The sequence below is a fragment of the Marinoscillum sp. 108 genome, assembly GCF_902506655.1.
GTDB lineage: Bacteria > Bacteroidota > Bacteroidia > Cytophagales > Cyclobacteriaceae > Marinoscillum > Marinoscillum luteum.
The window spans coordinates 2,258,912-2,279,258 of sequence record NZ_LR734808.1; the positions used below are offsets into that span (position 1 = coordinate 2,258,912).

Below are 20,347 nucleotides of genomic sequence, written 5' to 3' on the forward strand. Positions count from 1 at the left end.
GTTTTCTATTTCAATTAAGTATTTAATGTCAAAAATCCTCCATCTATGCTGAAGTCACTGCCCGTGATAAATGAAGACTCATCGGCACATAAGTAGAGTACCAAATCCCCTATTTCGTCAGGTTTACCCATTCTTCCTATAGGCTGTGTTTTGGACAAAGTCTCAAACATCTCCTTTTCATTTCCAGGATAGGCTTTCGCCAAAAAACCATCCACAAATGGTGTGTGTACCCTTCCAGGCGAAATGCTATTGCACCTGATTCCATGGCCCAGACAATCCTTAGCCACTGATAAAGTCATGGCATGCACTGCCCCCTTGCTGGTGGAGTAGGCCAGCCGATCACTGAGGCCCACGTGCGCAGCAATGGAGGAGATATTTACAATCGCACCTCCTTTGGCCTTCATGGACTCCACACCCGCCTGCAGTGTATTAAATACACCTTTGATGTTCACCTGATAGATTCGGTCCAAATCCTCGGGGGTGGTGTTGAATATGTTTCCCACATGGGCGATCCCGGCATTATTGACCAGAATGTCAAGCGAACGATTGCCCAGTGCTTTGGAAAAAGCGCCCTTCACATTTTCATGGTCAGAGACATCACATGGGTGGGCCTCAGCCTTTCCTCCATTCGCCTCTATTTCCTTTGCTACAGATTGGGCTCCCTCCAGACTAAGGTCCAAAATAAGGGAGGTGGCTCCCTGCTCTGCCAGTGTGGTGGCGATGGCCCTTCCTATTCCACTACCTCCACCCGTCACGATGGCGGTCTTTCCTGTTAAATCAAATTTATTCTTCATAATGATACTCCTCTTTTCCAGGGTATAAAATCGTTTTGTTCTAGTTTCATTGCCTTGGTCTGCTCCCCACTAGCGACCGCTATTATCTTCTCCAATAATTCATCTCCCGCCTGTTCGATGGTTTTCGTTCCTTCTATCACTCCGCCAGTATTCACATCTATGATGTCATTCATTCGAGCCGCCAGGGTGCTATTGCTGGACACCTTGATCACAGGTGTTATCGGGTTTCCGGTGGGAGTCCCCAGGCCTGTGGTAAACAAGATAATGTTGGCACCTGATCCGGCTAAGCCTGTGGTGGACTCTACATCATTGCCCGGGGTACAAAGTAGATTTAGTCCCGGCCTGGTGACAGGCTCAGTATAGTCAAGAATGTCAGCAACGGGCGCCGAACCTCCTTTTTTGGCCGCTCCTGCGGACTTGATGGCATCAGTAATGAGTCCATCCCGGATATTTCCCGGAGAAGGATTCATATCAAAACCACTCCCCACCGCCTGGGCGTGGGATTCGTAGGCGCGCTGAATACGAACAAACTTCTCTGCCAATTCCTGTGACTCGCACCGATCTATGATGTTCTGTTCTACCCCATTCAGTTCAGGGAACTCACTCAGGATGGTGGAAGCTTTTAACACAGCCAGTAAATCAGATACTCGCCCTAATACAGGATTGGCCGAAATGCCTGAAAAACCATCAGAGCCACCACACTCCAGACCAAGTACCAGTTTGTCGAGCGTGGCAGGCTTGCGCTCTGTTTCATTGGCTTGCTTCAAAGCTTCCAGTGTCTCAGAAATAGCCAAAGAAATGAGCTCCTCTTCTGAAGCCATTTGCTGCTGCTCGAAGTAGAGTACTGTTTTTTCACTATCAGGGTAAAGCTCCTTCTGCAGGGACCTGAACCAGTCCGCCTGCGCATGCTGACAACCCAAACTCAGCACAGTGGCTCCGGCTACATTGGGATGGTGCACGTACCCCGCCAATAGCCTCAGCAATGTTTCGGCATCCTGTCGTGTGCCCCCACAGCCTCCATGATGGTACAAAAACCTGATCCCGTCAATGTGCTTAAAAACCTGCTCAGTAGCATAGGTGGTTTGAGTTACCTGCCCGGATAAGTGCTTACTCACAAGGCTCTCGTACTTGTTGGGTTTGTAGTAACCCAACTGCTTGATGAGGGCTTCCTCGATCACCTTCAGGTTTCTGTTTTCACAAAATACCAATGGGATGAATAACCAGTAATTGGCGGTGCCTACTTTACCTGAAGATCTGTGATAGCCACTAAAAGTGCGTCCCGCCCATTTGCTCACATCAGGAGTCTGCCAGGTGTATTTTTTGCGATTCTCCAGCGAAAGTGGCTCTGCAAAATGTTTGGTATTTTCTATGGTAAGTAAAGACCCGGCGGGCAAATCCTTCTGCACCACACCCACAGGAACGCCATACATAATGACCTGCTGCCCTTTGACAAGATCCTCCAACAGCATCTTGTGTTTTTGTGGGATGGTCTCTTTTACCTCTATAGATAGCCCCATATCAACCACAGTGCCTGCAGTCAGCTCTTTCAGAGCTACCAGCACATTGTCCTTAGGGTCTATCCGCAAAATATCGTTTTCTTTCATAGTGAACAGATCATCAGTAATCAGTACGGGTACATATTTAGGGAGAGATGAATGCGAATTCAATCGATTGTCGGTATAATTGCTGTGCACATTTGTGCATAAATGATTCAAACATGGCTCAATACATTACCATCAAGGAAATAGCCACCAAACTGGGCATATCCCATACCACTGTATCAAGGGCTCTTAATGATCATCCGCGGATCAGCAAAGCCACTAAGGAAAAGGTGCAGCAACTGGCAGAAAAGCTCGGCTACAGGCGAAATGTGAGTGTCCAGGTGTTTACCAGGGGTGAAAGCAAACTCATCGGGATGATTGTGCCTGATCTGAGTATCCATTTCTTTGCGCGAGTAGTTCAGGGGGCGCAGAGCACCCTATCCAGGCATGGGTATGGCATTATCATCTATGATACGCTGGAGTCGCTAAGTCAGGAAATCCAGGCTATTCAAAGCTGCCTGGATCATCGTGTAGCTGGTATCCTTGCGGCTATTTCAATGGAGACCACCTCTTTCGATCATTTTTTATCTCTTTCCAGACACGACGTTCCCCTGGTGTTTTATGATCGTGTGGCCAACTTTTTACCAGTCCCCAAAGTAGTGATCAATGATCACCAGGCGGCCTTTGATGCCACCCAATTTCTGATACAAAGCGGGAGAAAACACATCGCACATATCACCGCCAGCATCAACCTCAACAATAGCAATAATCGATTATATGGTTATTTGGATGCACTGAGTGCTAACAACCGGGACGCTGATGAGCAGCTTATCCACTACTACCAATTGGATCCTTCGTCCATCGACAGTTTCATAGAAAGGGCTCTCCTCCACCAACCCGACCTTGATGCCATTTTTGTTTTCAATGACTATGTCGCGAGCCATACCGTAAATGTGCTGCACCGGTTGGGAAAGCGGGTGCCTGACGATATAGCCGTGATGGGTTTCTCAAACGAACCGGTCGCCACCCAAATGACCCCTCAGCTCTCAACGGTAAAACATGCCGGTGAAAAAATGGGGCAACTGGCCGCTCAAAAGATCGTTTCCATCCTGGCTAAGCAGGAACCACTTGTCAATGAGAAAATCGTCATCAGCCCGGAATTGATCATTCGCGAAAGCACCTGAACCCTCTGATTTCTTTTCAAAGGAAAGTCTGAAATATTATCAGGAAGGCTCCATGAGCTCTTCTTCTATTTCCTCCAAAGATTTCCCTTTGGTCTCGGGCATCATGAAATGAACAAACAGCAATTGTAAAATCATGAAGCATCCGAAAAAGGCAAAGGCCACCCATGGTTCAAAAGTATTGATCAGCACAGAGCCGGAAAGGGTAATCAATGCTGCAAAGACCCAGTGCGTGCCGCTTCCCCAGGCCTGCCCATAGGCCCGTACTTTATTCGGAAATATTTCGGCAATGAATATCCAAATCACGGCACCCTGACCCACCGCGTGAGAAGCAATAAACATCAGGATAAAGATCAATTTGAAAGTGGCATCTGCTTCACTATAAAACCCATACGAAACCATGAAAAGGCTGATGATATAACCAAGAGATCCGATGTACATGAGTTGTTTACGTCCCGCTTTGTCGATAAGTGACATGCCAATAAAAGTAAAAAGCAAATTGACCAGCCCTATGGCAATGGAACTAAACAGGGACCCCGATGAACCAAAGCCTGCTTTCACTAAAATTTCGGGTGCGTAATAGAGAATGAAATTGATACCGGACAGCTGATTGAAAAAAGCGATCAGGAAGGCCAACACGAGTGGTTTCTTATATTTTGGAGAGAAAACCTTATCAGAATCCCCTTTGGTTCGCTCATAATCCTCCTCAATGGCATAAAGCATCTCGGCAGCCTCCTCTTTGGAGTCGGTCAGATTTTCGAGCACCTTCTTCGCCCGGTCAGCATCGTGTTTATACAAAACCAACCATCTCGGGCTTCGGGGAATTCCGAATACCATCAGGGTATAGAGCAATGCCGGGAGTCCTTCGATACCCAGCATAATACGCCAGTCAAGGTCTCCACCTACTCCTTCCAGAAGGTAATTGGAAATGAACGCCGCCAATATGCCAAACACGATATTGAACTGATACAGGATGCCCAGCCTGCCACGATTATTGGCCGATGAAATCTCAGAAATATAGGTTGGCGCAGCGATGGAGGACACCCCCACACCCAGACCACCCAGAAACCTGAAGAAAGAAAATGAATAGGGATCTGGCGCAAGCGCTGAGCCAATGGCGGATATAAAATAAAATACTCCTATCCAGATTAGGGTGGTTTTTCTCCCCCACACGTTGGTGGGGTATCCGGCACAGAGCGCCCCTACCACTGTACCCCACAGCGCCATGGACATGATGAAGGTACCATGAAACCAATCTGAGGTCTGCCATAGCTCCTTGATCGGGAGGTTGGCACCTGAAATAACCACTGTATCAAACCCAAAGAGGAACCCCGCAAGGGAAGCTACCACTGAGGCCACTAATAATTTTCTATTCAATTTGATAGAGCCGTTAAACCGGTTTCTTTCCCTCCCTGATTCGCTTGAGTCTGGTAAGCCCCTCTATGTAATAGTAATCTGCATAGATGATGGAATAATCGATTTCGCTGCCATTGGGGTAGTGCCCCGTGGAATGCCTTAAAAATGCCGGGTTGCCATCTTCCGGGCAGTACCTGGGAGAGGAAAGTTCCTCCAGCATGGCGATGGCCTTATCCCGGTACTCTTTTGCTAATGCTTTATCCGAATATTCTGCCAACTCCAGCAGAGCAGAGGCCACCACCGCGGCTGCCGATGCGTCTCTGGGCTCGTCGGGGATATTCGGTGCCTGAAAATCCCAATAAGGAATGAAATCTTCCGGCAGATTATCCAGATATGGTCTCGTTACTTTTTGAGCAAAGTCTAAAAATTTAGGGTCTTTCGTCTCGCGATAAACCATGGTGTATCCGTAGATGGCCCAGGCCTGACCCCTGGCCCACATGCTTTCGTCACTATACCCCTGATGTGTCACGCCTTTGATTCTTTCGCCTGTCTCCCGATCATATACCACCACATGGTAAGAAGTGAAGTCGGGACGGAAGTGATTCGCCATGGTGGTTTCAGCATGGGCTACCGCGATCTGATAAAGCGAACTGTCTCCACCATTTTTTGATGCCCAGAACAAGAGTTCCAGATTGATCATGTTGTCCATGATTGTATTGTGATTTGGCCACTCCATATTGGGAACTGGACGGGGCCACGAAAGAATGGTACCAACGGCTGGGTTATAAAGCGTAGCTAAAGTATCCGCAGTTCTCAAGATCACTTTTTTGTATTCGGCATTACCCGTCAGTCTGTATCCATTGCCAAAGCTATTGAACACCTGAAACCCCAAATCATGATCGGTGGCTGGCTTTTCAGACAGAGGCCTGAGGTATTGCGTGAATTGATCGGCCACTTCTTTCAGGTTGGGTTCCTGACTGTACTCATACAGATACCACAAAGTCCCGGGCCAAAAGCCACTCGTCCAATCCTGATAGGTCACATAGTTCCATTCTTTGCTTTCCGGCGCAATGTTTCTTGGGAGCGATTTCTCGTCATCCGGAATTTGGCTGATGGTTTGATCTGCCTGCTCTACACAATACTGAAGGCTTTCATCTACATCAAAGACCTCTTTTTGCTTTAGGTGACATCCATAGGAGATCAAAACAACACAAACTATACCCAATGTCTTTCTAATCATCGTATTAATATTTCATGGCTTGATGCCTGTTATCCTTAATTATTTACTAAAAGTGCCGCGCCAAAAACTCCCGCACTATCTCCCAGAGATGGCTTGAGCACCGGTGCATTAAATTCATTGTTGAACACATATTGAGCAATGGCTGCCTTACCCTCAGTGTAGAGTTCGTCTACATTGCCTACGCCGCCTCCTATCACGATCACATCTGGATCCAGTATGTTGATTACCAAACTCACTGCCTTACCAAAACCCTGCATGAGCCTGTGCAACGTATCTACTGCTATGCTATCCACACCAGCTCTGGCATCACATACAATGTCCTTTAGCGGCTTCTTCACGCCCGTTCGCGACTCATAATACCACTCCAGAGCGGGCCCGGACAGTATACTTTCATTGTCTCCGGATTTACCACAAAAGCACTGCCGGCCCTGAAAACCGGGGAGCTCATTGTGTCCCCATTCACCCCCGATGCCATGGTGTCCATTAATGACCTGGCCATTCACCACTACTCCGCCGCCTACGCCGGTTCCCAAAATGACTCCAAACACTACTTTTGCATTCGGTAACTCCTTGTTGACCACACCCATCTTTGCTTCGGCCAGGGCAAAGCAGTTGGCATCATTGGCCATAATCAGCTCTGTACCCAGTAAGGCTTCCAGATCTTTCTTTACCCGCATGCCATTCATCACGGTGGCGTTGCAGTTTTTCATCAATCCCTCCCGGGTCAATGTTCCGGGGGTGCCCATACCGAGCCTGGATGGTGTATGACCAGTGTGAGCTGCCATCGACTGATAGAGTTTGTCAATCTGTGACAATACATGCTGATATCCCTTATGGGCCCCGGTAGGTACCCGTTCACGGAAAAGCACGTTCTTATCCCGGGCATTGTCCAGTACCACACCCTCTATCTTGGTGCCGCCCATGTCCATCCCCCAAAGTGTCTGATCCGTCATCTTGTTGTACCCCTTGCCCGCAGTTTCCCGCAGTATATGTTATTCAATGTTGTCATTCTCGCAGTATTCGGAGACCTACTTTTCTTTGCTTACTTTCTAAGCCAGCACTTGACACAAAAACCCAGAGAGCATTGCATCAAAACTGTGGGAACAATGATCGGTCTAATGGCCAAAAAGCGGTATGAATTATCAGCCATTGCCCATAACTTATGATTCAATAAGTGTATTTTGAGTGTCCATGAACCGTTTTTGAAATATTCGGGGCCATTATCACTCCTCAGCCCTATGTGCCTTCCACTTCCGGGCGTCACGCCCTGATTTATACTATAAAATATGATCTGCCCACATTGGAGTATTCAATGGTCGATTGTGGTGTCATTACACATATCCAATAACCTGGGTACTCACTGAGCCAATAAAACATAAAAAAAGGCCTCGCGCTTCATGCACGAGACCTATATTCCCACAACTCACAACCTACAACCTAAACCACCGAGCTATGGGACTTTTTGACTAAAGCTCAATCATAATAACAGAAACCGCGCCATCTACGGCCTCCGCAGGCAAGGCAATGCCAGACTCATCAAATGATAAAACCTGGGTGTTATCGGCCAAAAGTGAAGCTTTTTTTACCTTAATCTCTGAATTGATCTTTAGGACTCCATCCTCCGGCCAATCAAACACATGCGCATAGATCACACCGTCTTTGGCTGTGTATCGTCCCCACTCAGGTCGGTCATACGGACTAGCGCTTGCTCCATACAGGGCTTCTCCATTGACATCTATCCAATCGCCCATGTCGCTGAGTCGTTCCACACTCTCTGGAGGAAACAATCCCTGAGGGTCAGGACCAATGTTGAGTAGGAAATTTCCACCTTTTGACACGATATCCACCAACTTCTGGATCAGGTCCTCGCTACTCTTCCAGTTGGTATCTGATGGCTTATAGCCCCACGAACCATTCATCGTCATGCACGATTCCCAGTCTTCATCAATACCTGTAGCAGGTATCTCCTGCTCAGGCGTACCAAAATCTCCGGCAAAATTTCCTTCTTTGTCCATGCCTTCCATTCCATTCCGGCCTTTGTCCACCCGATTATTGACAATCGTACGAGGCTGCATCTCCAATATCATATTGTACATCTCTTTGCCCATCTCAGTGGTGTAATCCGGAATCCAGTCCCCATCAAACCACACCACACCTACGTCTCCATAATTGGTGAGCAATTCCTTCACCTGTGGCTTTAAGTAGTTTTCATAGTATTTAGGGAATTCAGGATTAAAGACAGATTGATCTTTCTGCCCGGCATTGTAATTCGGGTACAAAGGAGCCTGCGCCTGTGGGTGATGCCAATCCACGATGGAGTGGTAGAAGCAAAATTTGATACCGGCTTCCTTACAAGCTACCGATAGTTCTTTGATGATGTCCCGCTTGAATGGGGAGGAGTCCATGATGTCATAGTCCGTCACTTCTGAATCCCACAAGCAAAATCCATCGTGGTGCTTCGAGGTGATCACAATGTATTTCATACCAGCATCTTTGGCCATGCCCACCCATTTTTTAGCATCAAACTGGGTCGGATTGAAGTTGGCTACCACTTGGTTTTCATAGTCCTCAATGGTGTAATCCAGCTTGTCCATGATCCATTCTGCACCGCCCTTGCAAACCTCGCCATTGCGCTCACCACCAGGTACGGCATACGCACCCCAGTGAATAAACATTCCGAATTTGGCATCACGCCACCAGGCCATTCGTTCATCGTCACTAATGGCTGCCACTTCTTCCGCCTGACTCTCTTCCTTTGCCTTTTGCTGACAGGCAGATCCAATGAGTATCAGAGCTACCAATAAGTAATTTGTTGCTTTCTTCATTTGTATTTAATTTCTACTTTCCGGGTTTTACAATTTCGATCTTCACTTTACTATTCACATGACTAAGGTAGAAACACCTGTCGTTTGCGCTTATAACTATTGTGTCTTATGTGATTAATTATGGCCCAGTTTAACTATTTGTATCCATGCTCCGTCGGGGTATGGTTACTGCTTAGTAAATACTTTAAAATTCTTGTATCGTGCAGACCGGGTAAACATGTGTCGCAACCCTATTCTACCCTCTGTCACTGGCTTTGTACCAGACAAGTCCCATTCATAGGTTTTATCACGATCATCCCCAGCCACACGAAGGGTTAACTCATCCTTCGTTTTGGTCCAGGTGAGGTGATAAGTTTTGCCCGGCAAAAACAACCCCGTTCGTTCATATGCCGGAGGTACTTCCGTCTCCCCGAAGGTTTCCTTGCTGTTGGCCGGATAGCGTCGCACACGCAGGTAATCGTTGCCAGGATCTTCGTTGACCATTGGAAAAGCGGCATAGCTGACGTGAATGGTATTCATATTGAGCCAGTATTTGCTCATGGTTGGCACCCTGCGATAGTCCGCCCACTCGGTGATGTCCTTGCCAAACTCACCCTCACCAATTCCGGTGGCCTGAATAAACAAGATGTTCACGTTGATCTCCTGCTCATCGGTCCGGGTGTAGTCATATTCGATCTTTACATCGCCCTCAAAAGACGATTTAGTCCAAAGTACCGCATGGTGGGCATCATCCCGGTTTACAGGGCCGGCACTGAAAGTCATCCCCTCTCTGGAGTTTTCGATGGTGGCCAGCTCACCATCCAAAAACCATTGGTCAGTCCAGTCTCCGGTACAGGAATCTGAAAATACCTCCACCCACGGTTCGGAACTACTTTCCTTCTGTGATCCGGTGGTACACCCCAAGAGCATTAGAGTCAAAACCACTATGCTTATTTTCATTAAATCGTGCAAACCAAAAACTTTATAGGGTTGGGAAGAAAGCCACATATGATAGGAAGAGTTTCTACCAGAAATCATTGCCTTTCTCTACCTGCAAACTTCTGTACTTCTCAATAAACAGGCTGTCAAGCTCTGGAGAGTCCTTGTATTTCACACGCAGTTCGGTGAGCTTGGCTTTCAACTCATCGACTACTTCTGCATAGGCAGGATCGTCAATGACATTGTTCATTTCCTTTGAGTCATTGAGGCGATCATACAGCTCCCACTCATCCACATCAAAATAGAAATGAGCCAATTTGTATTCTTCGGTGACAATCCCATAATGACGCTTCACCATGTGTACACTTGGGTATTCATAATAGTGATAATAAACCGCATCACGGTCCCACTTTTCTTTGTCACCAACCAGCAGTGGCATCAAACTCTCGCCCTGCATATCCGATGGTGGAGTAATGCCTGCCGCACTCAGTAATGTTTGTGCAAAATCGAGATTCTGCACCATCTCAGTTTCCACTGTGCCTGCTTTCACTGTGCCGGGCCAGCGAACCATCAGCGGGGTTTTGAACGACTCGTCATAGATGAATCGCTTATCAAACCAGCCGTGCTCACCAAGGTAAAAACCCTGATCGGAAGTATAAACGACGATGGTGTTTTCGGCTAGACCACTTTCATCCAGGTAATCCAACACCCGACCCACATTGTCATCTACAGAAGAAATACATCCGAGATAATCCTGCATGTAGCGCTGGTACTTCCACTTCATTTTTTCCTCATCCGTAAGCGAAGGCCAGTTTTGCTCAAACCAGCTATTGATAGAATCAAGAATAGGGTCGTACAAAGCTTTCTGCTCCTCAGTGGCTCTGCCATACGGGCCATAAAATCCATTTTCAAACTCCTCTACTTTAGGTGAAGCCTTGTCACCCATCTTCTCCACAAGCTCTGGTCTGATTTTACTATCGTGGCTGTACATCATGTGCGTGAGTAGGTTCATCTCCGCAGTTTTAGCCGCAGTTCCCCGGTTTTTATAATCATCAAAAAGACTTTCCGGCTCTGGAAACTGCTTCTTGGTGAACTCTGCAAACTTATCAGGCCTTGGCCACCACGGACGGTGCGGAGCCTTGTGCATGTACATCATCATGAAAGGTTTCTCCTCATCACGCTTCTCTTTGAGCCAGGTCAATGTCAGGTCGGTAATCACATCGGTGACATAGCCCATGATGGTAGTATCACCTGACGGAGTATTAAAATCCGGATTGAGGTAATAACCCTGACCTGGGAGGATCATGAAATCATCGACTCCTTTGGGGTTGTTGCCAAAGTGAAGTTTACCAAACATGGCAGTTTGGTATCCATTGGCTTGAAAAATCTGAGGAAAGGTCACCTGAGTAGTATCAAATGGCATGAGGTTATCAATCTTGCCATTGATGTGGGTATGTTTTCCTGTGAGGATCGTCGCTCGTGATGGTGCACAGATAGAGTTGGTCACTGTGGCATTGCTAAAGCGCATACCTTCATTGGCCAGTCGGTCAATGTTGGGTGTTTCGATGAGCTCACTTCCATAAGCACTGATGGCTTGGTAAGCATGGTCATCTGACATGATGAATAGAATGTTTGGCCGCTTTGGGGATTGAACCTCCTCTTTTTGAGGACTGCAAGCATACAGTACCAAAACACCAATTGCCACTTGTAAAAATCGAATTTTCATCATCATCGCTTATTACTCCTTACTTGTATTCTTTAAAATTTCTAATCTAATGTAATCTCTCTGAAACCTCCTGCACCAAACTCTTTTGCTCTTTTCCCATGGCCAATGCGAACGGTCACCTCATTATCCAGCATCAGCTTGCCATCTTCATATGTCAGCACCACATTGCCAATGTTTTCAGTAGTGATGGCATATCCGTGACCTTTCAAGACCTTACCATTCCCCATAAAAAAGATCAAACCTCCCTCTTCTTCCTTACCAATCAGGGCATAGGCAGCATCACTACTCATATCCATATGTTTCGCCTCTTTCCCATCTTTGGATGAAAAGACATGGTCTTCTCTACCCGATTTATGGGTCACTTTTATTCCCACAAAATCACTACTTCCTTTTTCATCTTCAAAGCCATCGATACTGGCTATGCTTCTGCCCTCATCTGAGGTAAAAGGTTCGAATACTGAAACGAATGGATGCTCCCAGGCTTCGCCGTGCTGCCGTGCCGCAAAAGTCAAATACGGCGCCTCGCCCACCTCATACGGCAAGCGGCCTTTTTCTTTAAAAGCTTTATTGGGTGGAGATTTGATAGAAAACACCTCACGACCATCGGTACCTTTCATCCACAGGTTCATGAAAACATCCTCTTCTCCTTGAGGCATGTCTATCTTCCACTGCACCTGATAGTCTTTATCCGTTTTCACCGATTTTTTGTCCCACATATAATCCAGCGCGTAAAGATGTCCGCCGGCAAATGCCATTTCCTCACTTGGTGTCAAATCCAATGTCTGATCAGACTCATCCATCACTTTCATAGTCTGCCCCAGGTTGTGGTAATAGTAGTCATGAAACTTATCCCCCTGACGCTGCTTTTTCGAGCGAAAAATATCAATGTAATAACCGGTGGCCTCTCCCGTCTTCACAATGCTCACAAGTCGACTTTGGTCACTGCGCGTTTCCGGCTCCAGGAAGAAAACATCCGAATAGGTAATATCGGGATAATAGCCTTCTTTTTGTCCTGATTTAGGATACTCGCCCATCAAATCAAAGGCGTGGTAGCTCAGCATTTCTGTATAGGACGATGCACCATCTACCATCACGGTATTGTGCGCAGGAAACTGCGAATAGTACTCCAAATAGATCGGCTGCAGATAACCCGCACCCTTGCCGGGATCTGCCCCCTGCACAAAGCCTTTTCCGTACAGTTCCATGTTGATCCCATTGGCATGCATGTGATTGCCCAGAGACCCATTAAGCGATACCATCATCCCATCCTGGCCCTCACCCATGCGCTGAACATGCCAGCTTACATTGGGAGCATAAAAAGTCTGTGTTAGATAATCACCTCTGTTTCCAGCTTCGTATTTTGGGTTTAGTTCCAATGGACTGGATGCAAAAAATGAAGCAATTTCAGCACGTGGTTTCTGGGATTTCTTACCCTCCTGCCCTTCCCCAAACAGACGATACATCGCCGTGTAGGTGATTTCACGCTGCTGATCACCATTTTTCTGTGCGATGCGAATCATATCGCTCATTGGTTCGGTGGTGGCCGGCCCGTAATACGTATCGCCAAAAGCCACGGTTTGTCCATTGGGAAAAAGGTACTGAGGCAGCATCTGTACTGCTTCATCCATCACCGGCATGTACGGCAGCAGGTTATGGTCGAAAGTATTGTAAAAATCCACCATAAAATGCGTGAGGTCTTTGGTCACTCCTTGCGAATATCCCGGACACTCAGCCCATACGCCATTCTCAAAATCATAACCGTATACCAAAAACTTATTGAGCGACCACTGACGGGCTGAGGTTTCATTGAGGATGTAATTGATGTAGTACTCGCGGCCTTTGCCATCTGTATAGTGTCCATTGCTTTGCAACACCATGGCCGCCTTCAGGATGATCTTGGCCTGATGCAGGTTCCAGTTGTTTTGTGGCACGCCGTTTTTGATGATCAGGTCATTCCATTTTTTGATGGTGGCGTCATATTTACTGATCTTCTCCTGATGATTTTGCTCAATATACCGGTGTAAAAAATCGTATAGCTCGGCCACTTCGATGAGGGTAGATTCGTGGATCACCTGAAAGCACGTCAACCCCACCAGCGTTTGAATGTGCCCATTGAGCAGGTCGATAGGCTCACTGCGATAATACATACCCATCATGTAAGTATCGAAAATATCCATAGCAAACCGGGCATAACGCTCACCCCCCTCCAACCAATACACAAACGCCGCATCTTTAGCCAACCCAATGATCCGTTGATTGTGCCGATGTATGATACCGCCTGTTTCCGCCTGAGCTACCCATTCCAGAGGCTTTCCTTCTTTGGTTTTGTTTCGCAGATACAATCCTCGTTCATCGTCCATGTAGGGAATGATGTCTTCCAGATCAGGCATAACATAGTCGGTGGTGTAATCACGCGATCCGGTATAACGAACGGTGGGCACTGGCACCTCGCCATCTGCATGCGAATAATAAATCCCGTTGACATAGACATTGGATGACCTGGTTTTCCAGTACATCATCAGTCTGGAAACCATCCACTCCGGATCACCAACGTGCCGCTCCACATGCTCATCTAGCCGACTATGAATTCCCGCCAGCACATCCTGTGCCCATTGCTCCTTGCTTATAAGTTGCTCTAGTTCCTTTTTCTCGCTTTGCGTAATGTAAATCCGCGGATAACCATCTTCCAGATTCTGTGGAAGCGGTATCTGGGCCTGAGTATAAATCCCCAAACACCATATCAAACTGGTCACTGCGAAAAACCTTTTCATAGTATGAAGCATCATATTACCGGCCAAATCATAGCTGAAATTCAGGCTCAAGTTCAGCACATTCATCGCTTTATGGTATAACCTGCCATTCAAGAACTATCAATTATGATTCATTGATTGATATGATGGTTCTGATCAATCAATATCATTCATATACCTGCTGATACTCGCTTCATGATATAACATAAAAAAAGAGCCGTCCAAATAACTTTGAACGGCTCTCCAAATCTTATTGTAGTTAGTTAGCGCTTAATAATTCTGCTTGTTTGGGTCTTACCATCGAGCGTATATTCAAAGAAATAGACACCCTTTTTCAAACCATCCACATCCACTTGCAACTGGTGATTACCCTGACTCAAAATATGCGGTTCAATTCTTCTCAATACTCTACCGTCCATTCCTAACAGTCGGCCATCGAAGAAGCTTTCTTTATCCAGCATAATATCCAGCGTAAATGATGAGAAAGTTGGATTCGGATATATACCAAGTGCCACATCCTTTTTCGACTCATCGAGAGGGCCACCCAATCGTGCAGAAGCCCCTGCACATGTCACGACATTGAGCGAGCTGTTATATACCAATGAAGCGTGAGTGACGTCATCCACACATAAGTTTACCGATACGCCACCCTTTGCTGTTGAAGAGGTTACAAGTTCGACTGTTCCATTGGAATCCGTCGAACCTGAGACAGTTTCGTTAAAAGTACCAGAGAATGTACCGGTGACGGTAGCATTCGCAACCGCACTCCCATTGTTATCCAAAATGGTAACCGTAGCCGTTCCATGCTTCTTTCCCTTGCCCGCTCCTTGCGTCCCAGTGACAATGGCAGAAACATAGGTATTCGTGGCTGGCCCGGAGCTAGTCCCGGTAACACTTACCACACTTGAAGTTGTCGAAGCAGATGCATTGTCCGTAGCTACCGCGGTGATGTCATAAGAACCAACACCGATGGTCCAGTTGATGGAATAAGGACTAGAAGTATCTACACCAACACTGCTACCATTCACAAAAAACTCTACCTGGGAAACAGACCCGTCGCTATCAGCAGCATTGGCCGATATGGATACATTGTCACCATTGTTGAATGTGGCGCCATTGGATGGCGATGTGATACTTACCGAAGGAGCACTATTTCCGGTTCCTCCACCAGAACCTTCATACAACTCATCAAAGTGGGCAGTGGCCTCACCATTGTCCTGCAGGTAAACACCGGCTTTCCAGTAACTTGGCCAGTCCCAGTAAGAAACATCCATATTGACCTTTTCCACACCCTGAAATTTGATGATCATATTTCCACCTACTAACTGAATTTCACAATCAAAATACCCACCTGGATCTGCACCCAGATCGATGTGAGTCGTGGCTTGTCCACCGGCATCAGTTTTGATAGCAGCCCATATGTGATTTACAGGAGATTTTGTCTGATGCTTGTAAATGCGCAAAAGCGGTTTATTAGGACCATTACCCGCATTGGCGTCATCATGAATTTGCATCACAGTCACCTGATCGCAGGTCTGCTGTACGATATCTATCCTACCGAATAGCTGCTGATCATTTACCGTAAGGTCCCAGTTTCTGAGGTCTCGGAGCTCTGTTCGCTGACTCCCTCCTGATTGATTAAAAGCCACTTTATCGCCATCGGCAACATAAAAATTGCTATTCGTGAAGCCGTTAATGATATCCGACTGAGTAGCCATTGTAGAGCTTGTGGGGGCCTGCAATTTACATTCTCCCATGAAAGCCTGGAATCTGGGAATGTCATACGGCGCGCTATAGGTTTGAGCTGTTGCACTATTGTTAATTAATAAACATGCCGAAAGCGCGAATAAACCTACCATGAGTGGTCCGCTGAGTCGAACCCAAATGGAATTTAATGTAGTTGTTAGATTCATTTTAATTGTCTTTAATTGGTTAGAAAATTGGCAATCTCATTGGGAATGCCTTGTTGCAATTTCACTGAATGAAATTGGTCACCAATAGTTAGTCGACTAGTTGATTGGTTTACCAATTTTACAAAACAAAGTATTGACAAACAAGAATTTTTGCCATTTTCATACATGCAAACGTTTTCTATTTGGTATTTTAATATTTTACAGCTAACTAATTAACATCCTGTCTATTTAAACCAATCGACAGACAATGCCTCTTAGTTTGCAACTAATTAAAATTGGCGTATCAGAATAATGGAATAATGGTGGATGGATTCCCTTCAGGCATTTAATGATCCTTGACCTGTTTTGCCGCGAAAATTTTTGTGATCTCTGCTGTGTATTATTTTAGGATGCAACACATTGATAACCTCATCGGTCACCTGTGCCAGTTTTGAGGTTTGTGAATCTTCTCTGTTCATTATAAACACGAGCTCCATTCTGACGGAACAAACCTATGTGCGCAGTAAACCACACTTGTGATCTATTTCTTTACCTGTCTGTCTTCCGCCAACTTCACAAACTTTTTGTCTAGTTCCTGAGAATCCTTATACTTTAATCTCAACCTCGCCAACCTTGCTTTCAGGTCAGCTACCTGATCCGTGTACGCCGGATCGTTGATCACATTCTTCATTTCCTTGGGATCTTTCAAACGGTCGTACAGCTCCCACTCATCTACATCGTAGTAAAAATGAACGAGCTTAAATTCTTTGGTCACTATACCATAATGACGCTTCACCATGTGCACGGATGGGTATTCATAAAAGTGATAATAGACCGCATCTCTCGTCCATAATGAATCGCCTCCGGTGAGCAAAGGCATCAAACTCTCACCCTGCATATCCCCAGGGGCATTTATGTAGGCAGCTTCCAGAAAGGTTTGCGCAAAGTCGAGGTTTTGAACCATTTCTTCATTGGTCGTTCCGGGAGTAATTTTATTGGGCCAACGGATCAGCAAGGGTGTCTTGAAAGACTCATCATAGATGAAGCGCTTATCGAACCACCCATGCTCGCCCAGGTAAAACCCCTGATCAGAGGTGTAGATGACCATGGTATTCTCGGCCAACCCGCTTTCATCGAGGTAGTCAAGCACCCTTCCCACATTTTCGTCGACCGACTCTATGCATGCCAGATAATCCTGCATGTAGCGCTGGTATTTCCAGCTGATTTTCTCCTCATCCGTCATGGTGGGCCAGTTCGTCTCAAAGTAGTCGGAGATGGAATCAAGCACATTGTCATATTCTGCTTTTTGCTTATCCGTCATCCGCGCATAGGTTTTATAGCCCCATGTCTGATTCCCGGGCACCACAGGCAGCACTTCTCCCATGCGATCCGTCGTTTCGTGTCGCACTTTACTGTCGCTGTTGTATTTCATGTGCTTCAGGATGTTCATCTCAGCAGTTTTGGCCGCTGTTCCTCTGTTTTTGTAGTCGTCGAACAATGTTTCCGGTTCCGGAAAAGTCATTTTGGAATACTTCTGAAACTTATCTCCTCTGGGCCACCAATTTCGATGAGGTGCCTTGTGCAGATACATCATCAAAAATGGCTTTTCAGGATTGCGTTTTTCCTTTAGCCAGTTGAGCGTCAGATCCGTGATAATGTCCGTGACATATCCCATAATGGTGGTATCTCCTCGTGGAGTAATGAAATCAGGGTTCAGGTAATCTCCCTGACCCGGAAGAATCATAAAATCATCCACTCCTTTAGGGTTGTTTCCAAAATGTAGCTTTCCGAACATGGCGGTCTGATAACCTGCTTCCTGAAATAACTGTGGGAAGGTCACCTGTGTGGTATCGAAGGCCGATAAATTGTCAATTTTCCCATTGATGTGTGTGTGCTTTCCGGTAAGGATGGTGGCTCGTGAAGGTGCACAAATGGAATTGGTCACGCAGGCATTTTTGAACAAAATGCCCTCATTGGCTAGCCGATCAATATTAGGTGTTTGAATCAAATGATCGCTATAAGCGCTGATGGCCTGATAGGCGTGATCATCTGACATGATGAAGAGGATATTGGGTCTGGAATCCACAGGTTTCTCCTTCGGCGTGCAGGCACTAAAGAGCACTAAAAAGGACATTGCGATAAAAGCCGCGGTGTTGGTCTTGTATAAGTTTTGCATTTTGATCATTCTGACAAAGGGCTATAAGTCACTGTGATGGTACCTTTAGTTATTGAATCCTTGAAATCCACTCCAATTCGATAGGCAGGGGCTCCTTCTCGCAAATGCTCTACAGGCACCAACTCATCCAAAATTTGTAGTTCACCATCAGAGCTGCTTACTTCTGCTTTTACTTTCATTCCATTTTCCGTCAGGATCACGGTTTTCTCACCTACCACTTCATAATCGGCCAGGGTCATGATGGCCGTGCCGAAGGTCACAGGTTTGCCTGCTGAGAATTGATCGGTAACCGTTATTTTTCCAACACCGGACTTGTCATTTTGGACAGTTCGTATCAAGGTATTCAGGTAAGGAATTTCATAAGCAGTAAGTAAATCCATCACAACCTGATCTTTCTCATCCGTAAAGTTCGCTTCCAGCACCTTCCCTTTAAACTCCCTTCCCTTTGACTGAAGGGTGCCATCAATGCGCGGTACGGGGTGCCCCCAGGAGCTGCGTGCCGGGTTATCATCAGAAAAGGCCCCGGCGATGTATGAAGGCGCTCCAATATCCCCTGCCAAAATTTCCTCTCCATACGCTATTATATAGCTTCCCACATCCATGTGGTTGTGGTTTTCATTGTTGTGCCCGGCTTTAATCGATATAGAAAACGGCACTTCTTGCTGTCCGCGTGAAATCACCACGCCATAATCCTCAAAATACGTCACCGAAGGCAGGGCAACAGGTAATGGTTCTTCGGAAATGTACTTCTTGTAGTCAGCACCCAAAACGATAGACTTAACTGCCTCATCAGGCTTGAAGTAACTGGATTTTTGTGCACCGTAGTATTTGGTGGCCATGAGATAAGCGAAATTGTCACTTTCTTTTTTAACCCGTGTGACACCATCAGAAAACGGTGAATAGAGCCCGGGATGAATTTGAAAAACTTCCGGAAAATTGGCCACTCGTCGAAGTTTTTCCGGATCATTAAATTCGAACAAGTTGATTTTACCATCAGTATAATCGTGAAGGATCTCTGCCAGGTAGAGGTAGTGCCCAAAGCCATAACTCCAATAGCCTGTTCCCTCAGAGCAATAGCCATCCTCTCCAAAACCGGACAGATAATATTTCATACTATTGATCGCGCTACCTATGGCCTGTACGCGTTCGTCATAGTCATCCGAAGAAACGATTATGGTAAAAAGTGAACCACTGGTACACACAGAATTCCAGTTGCTCGTGCTCCTGATCCAGTTGTTACTTTTCGGCTTCAGCTCTTTGGTAGATTGCAGATAGGAATCGGTAATTCTCCAGCGCAGTTGCCCGTTAATCTCCACCCGTAATTCATCAGATAATTTATCCTCCAGTACAGCATCAGCCAGTGCCAGCACCAAACCAAACTTTCTGGCACCCAAATCAATATGCACCCGCTTGCCTTCGAGTACCGTATTTTCATCATCATCGTGATTGGGGTGAAGCCAGGACTTCATCGCCATGATCGCCCTGATATGCTCTTCTATTGGTTTGAGGTAGCGGCCGTCATTGAGCATGCACTCCGCCAGTATGTATTTTTCAAGCCGATCCATGGTTCGGTAATATCTCGGCTTGTAGATGCCCCGGTTGCCTTCTTTATTGGCTCTTCTGTATATCTCATCGCTAATCGGCACCTCTGGCGAACGATCTATCAGTTCATCAGCTTCCTTGAGGTAATACTTACCCAAATCAGTGGAGCCAAAGGCCACCCAATACGAGCGATCTGTATAAGCAGGTGCTGGCTGATAAGCCTCTTGGGGCACTACCTCCTTCAACAGTGCCAATTGCCTAGCATTAGGATGAATGGTATCGCCTTGCACCAGGGAAAGATACTCTCCGATATCCAGTGCTTTTTCCTTCTCGGAAGGCTCTTGCGAGCACTGCACTAAAAGAAAGGCAGAACAGAGCAGTGTTATAAAGTATGGGAATTTCATGA

The 20,347-nt window shown here is 46.4% G+C and carries 13 protein-coding genes; 1 reads left to right on the top strand and 12 read right to left on the bottom strand.

Annotated features, from left to right (window positions below; genetic code table 11):
* Nucleotides 1–14: 14 nt before the first annotated feature.
* Entirely contained in the window at nucleotides 15–794 is a 780-nt protein-coding gene (locus GV030_RS09170) for an SDR family NAD(P)-dependent oxidoreductase (RefSeq protein ID WP_159581964.1), read from the bottom strand.
* Nucleotides 791–2,461 carry a UxaA family hydrolase gene (locus GV030_RS09175; RefSeq protein WP_370519065.1) on the bottom strand — a complete coding sequence of 557 codons (1,671 nt, stop codon included), beginning with the start codon at nucleotides 2,459–2,461 and terminating at the stop codon, nucleotides 791–793. The genes GV030_RS09170 and GV030_RS09175 overlap by 4 nt, the downstream gene beginning before the upstream one ends.
* A gap of 50 nt (nucleotides 2,462–2,511) precedes the next feature.
* Here GV030_RS09175 and GV030_RS09180 point away from each other — a divergent pair, with 50 nt between their 5' ends.
* Nucleotides 2,512–3,519 (top strand): LacI family DNA-binding transcriptional regulator, encoded by a 1,008-nt coding sequence (locus GV030_RS09180; protein WP_159581968.1) that lies wholly within the window; start codon nucleotides 2,512–2,514, stop codon nucleotides 3,517–3,519.
* A 39-nt stretch (nucleotides 3,520–3,558) separates the two neighbouring features.
* On the opposite strand, the gene GV030_RS09185 is transcribed toward GV030_RS09180, so the two are convergent.
* The 10 genes from GV030_RS09185 to GV030_RS09230 all read right to left on the bottom strand — a co-directional run bounded on the left by GV030_RS09185 (nucleotide 3,559) and on the right by GV030_RS09230 (nucleotide 20,345).
* Entirely contained in the window at nucleotides 3,559–4,893 is a 1,335-nt protein-coding gene (locus GV030_RS09185; protein ID WP_159581969.1) for a sugar porter family MFS transporter, read from the bottom strand.
* Between the two features lie 13 nt (nucleotides 4,894–4,906).
* Nucleotides 4,907–6,112 (bottom strand): glycoside hydrolase family 88 protein, encoded by a 1,206-nt coding sequence (locus GV030_RS09190; RefSeq protein ID WP_159581971.1) that lies wholly within the window; start codon nucleotides 6,110–6,112, stop codon nucleotides 4,907–4,909.
* Between the two features lie 35 nt (nucleotides 6,113–6,147).
* Complete coding sequence (locus GV030_RS09195; RefSeq protein ID WP_159581973.1) at nucleotides 6,148–7,065, bottom strand: ROK family protein; 918 nt, start codon at nucleotides 7,063–7,065, stop codon at nucleotides 6,148–6,150.
* Nucleotides 7,066–7,578: 513 nt separating this feature from the next.
* Nucleotides 7,579–8,937 (bottom strand): alpha-L-fucosidase, encoded by a 1,359-nt coding sequence (locus tag GV030_RS09200; protein WP_159581975.1) that lies wholly within the window; start codon nucleotides 8,935–8,937, stop codon nucleotides 7,579–7,581.
* Nucleotides 8,938–9,102: 165 nt separating this feature from the next.
* Nucleotides 9,103–9,876, bottom strand: a complete 774-nt coding sequence (locus tag GV030_RS09205; protein WP_159581977.1) for a DUF1961 family protein — start codon at nucleotides 9,874–9,876, stop codon at nucleotides 9,103–9,105.
* A gap of 64 nt (nucleotides 9,877–9,940) precedes the next feature.
* Entirely contained in the window at nucleotides 9,941–11,584 is a 1,644-nt protein-coding gene (locus GV030_RS09210; RefSeq protein WP_159583736.1) for a sulfatase, read from the bottom strand.
* Between the two features lie 38 nt (nucleotides 11,585–11,622).
* Entirely contained in the window at nucleotides 11,623–14,352 is a 2,730-nt protein-coding gene (locus tag GV030_RS09215) for a hypothetical protein (RefSeq protein WP_221413319.1), read from the bottom strand.
* Nucleotides 14,353–14,594: 242 nt separating this feature from the next.
* Nucleotides 14,595–16,088 (bottom strand): polysaccharide lyase family 7 protein, encoded by a 1,494-nt coding sequence (locus tag GV030_RS09220; RefSeq protein ID WP_221413320.1) that lies wholly within the window; start codon nucleotides 16,086–16,088, stop codon nucleotides 14,595–14,597.
* 676 nt (nucleotides 16,089–16,764) lie between these two features.
* Complete coding sequence (locus tag GV030_RS09225; protein WP_370519066.1) at nucleotides 16,765–18,399, bottom strand: sulfatase; 1,635 nt, start codon at nucleotides 18,397–18,399, stop codon at nucleotides 16,765–16,767.
* Nucleotides 18,400–18,404: 5 nt separating this feature from the next.
* Nucleotides 18,405–20,345, bottom strand: a complete 1,941-nt coding sequence (locus tag GV030_RS09230) for a heparinase II/III family protein (RefSeq protein WP_221413321.1) — start codon at nucleotides 20,343–20,345, stop codon at nucleotides 18,405–18,407.
* Between the last annotated feature and the right edge of the window lie 2 nt (nucleotides 20,346–20,347).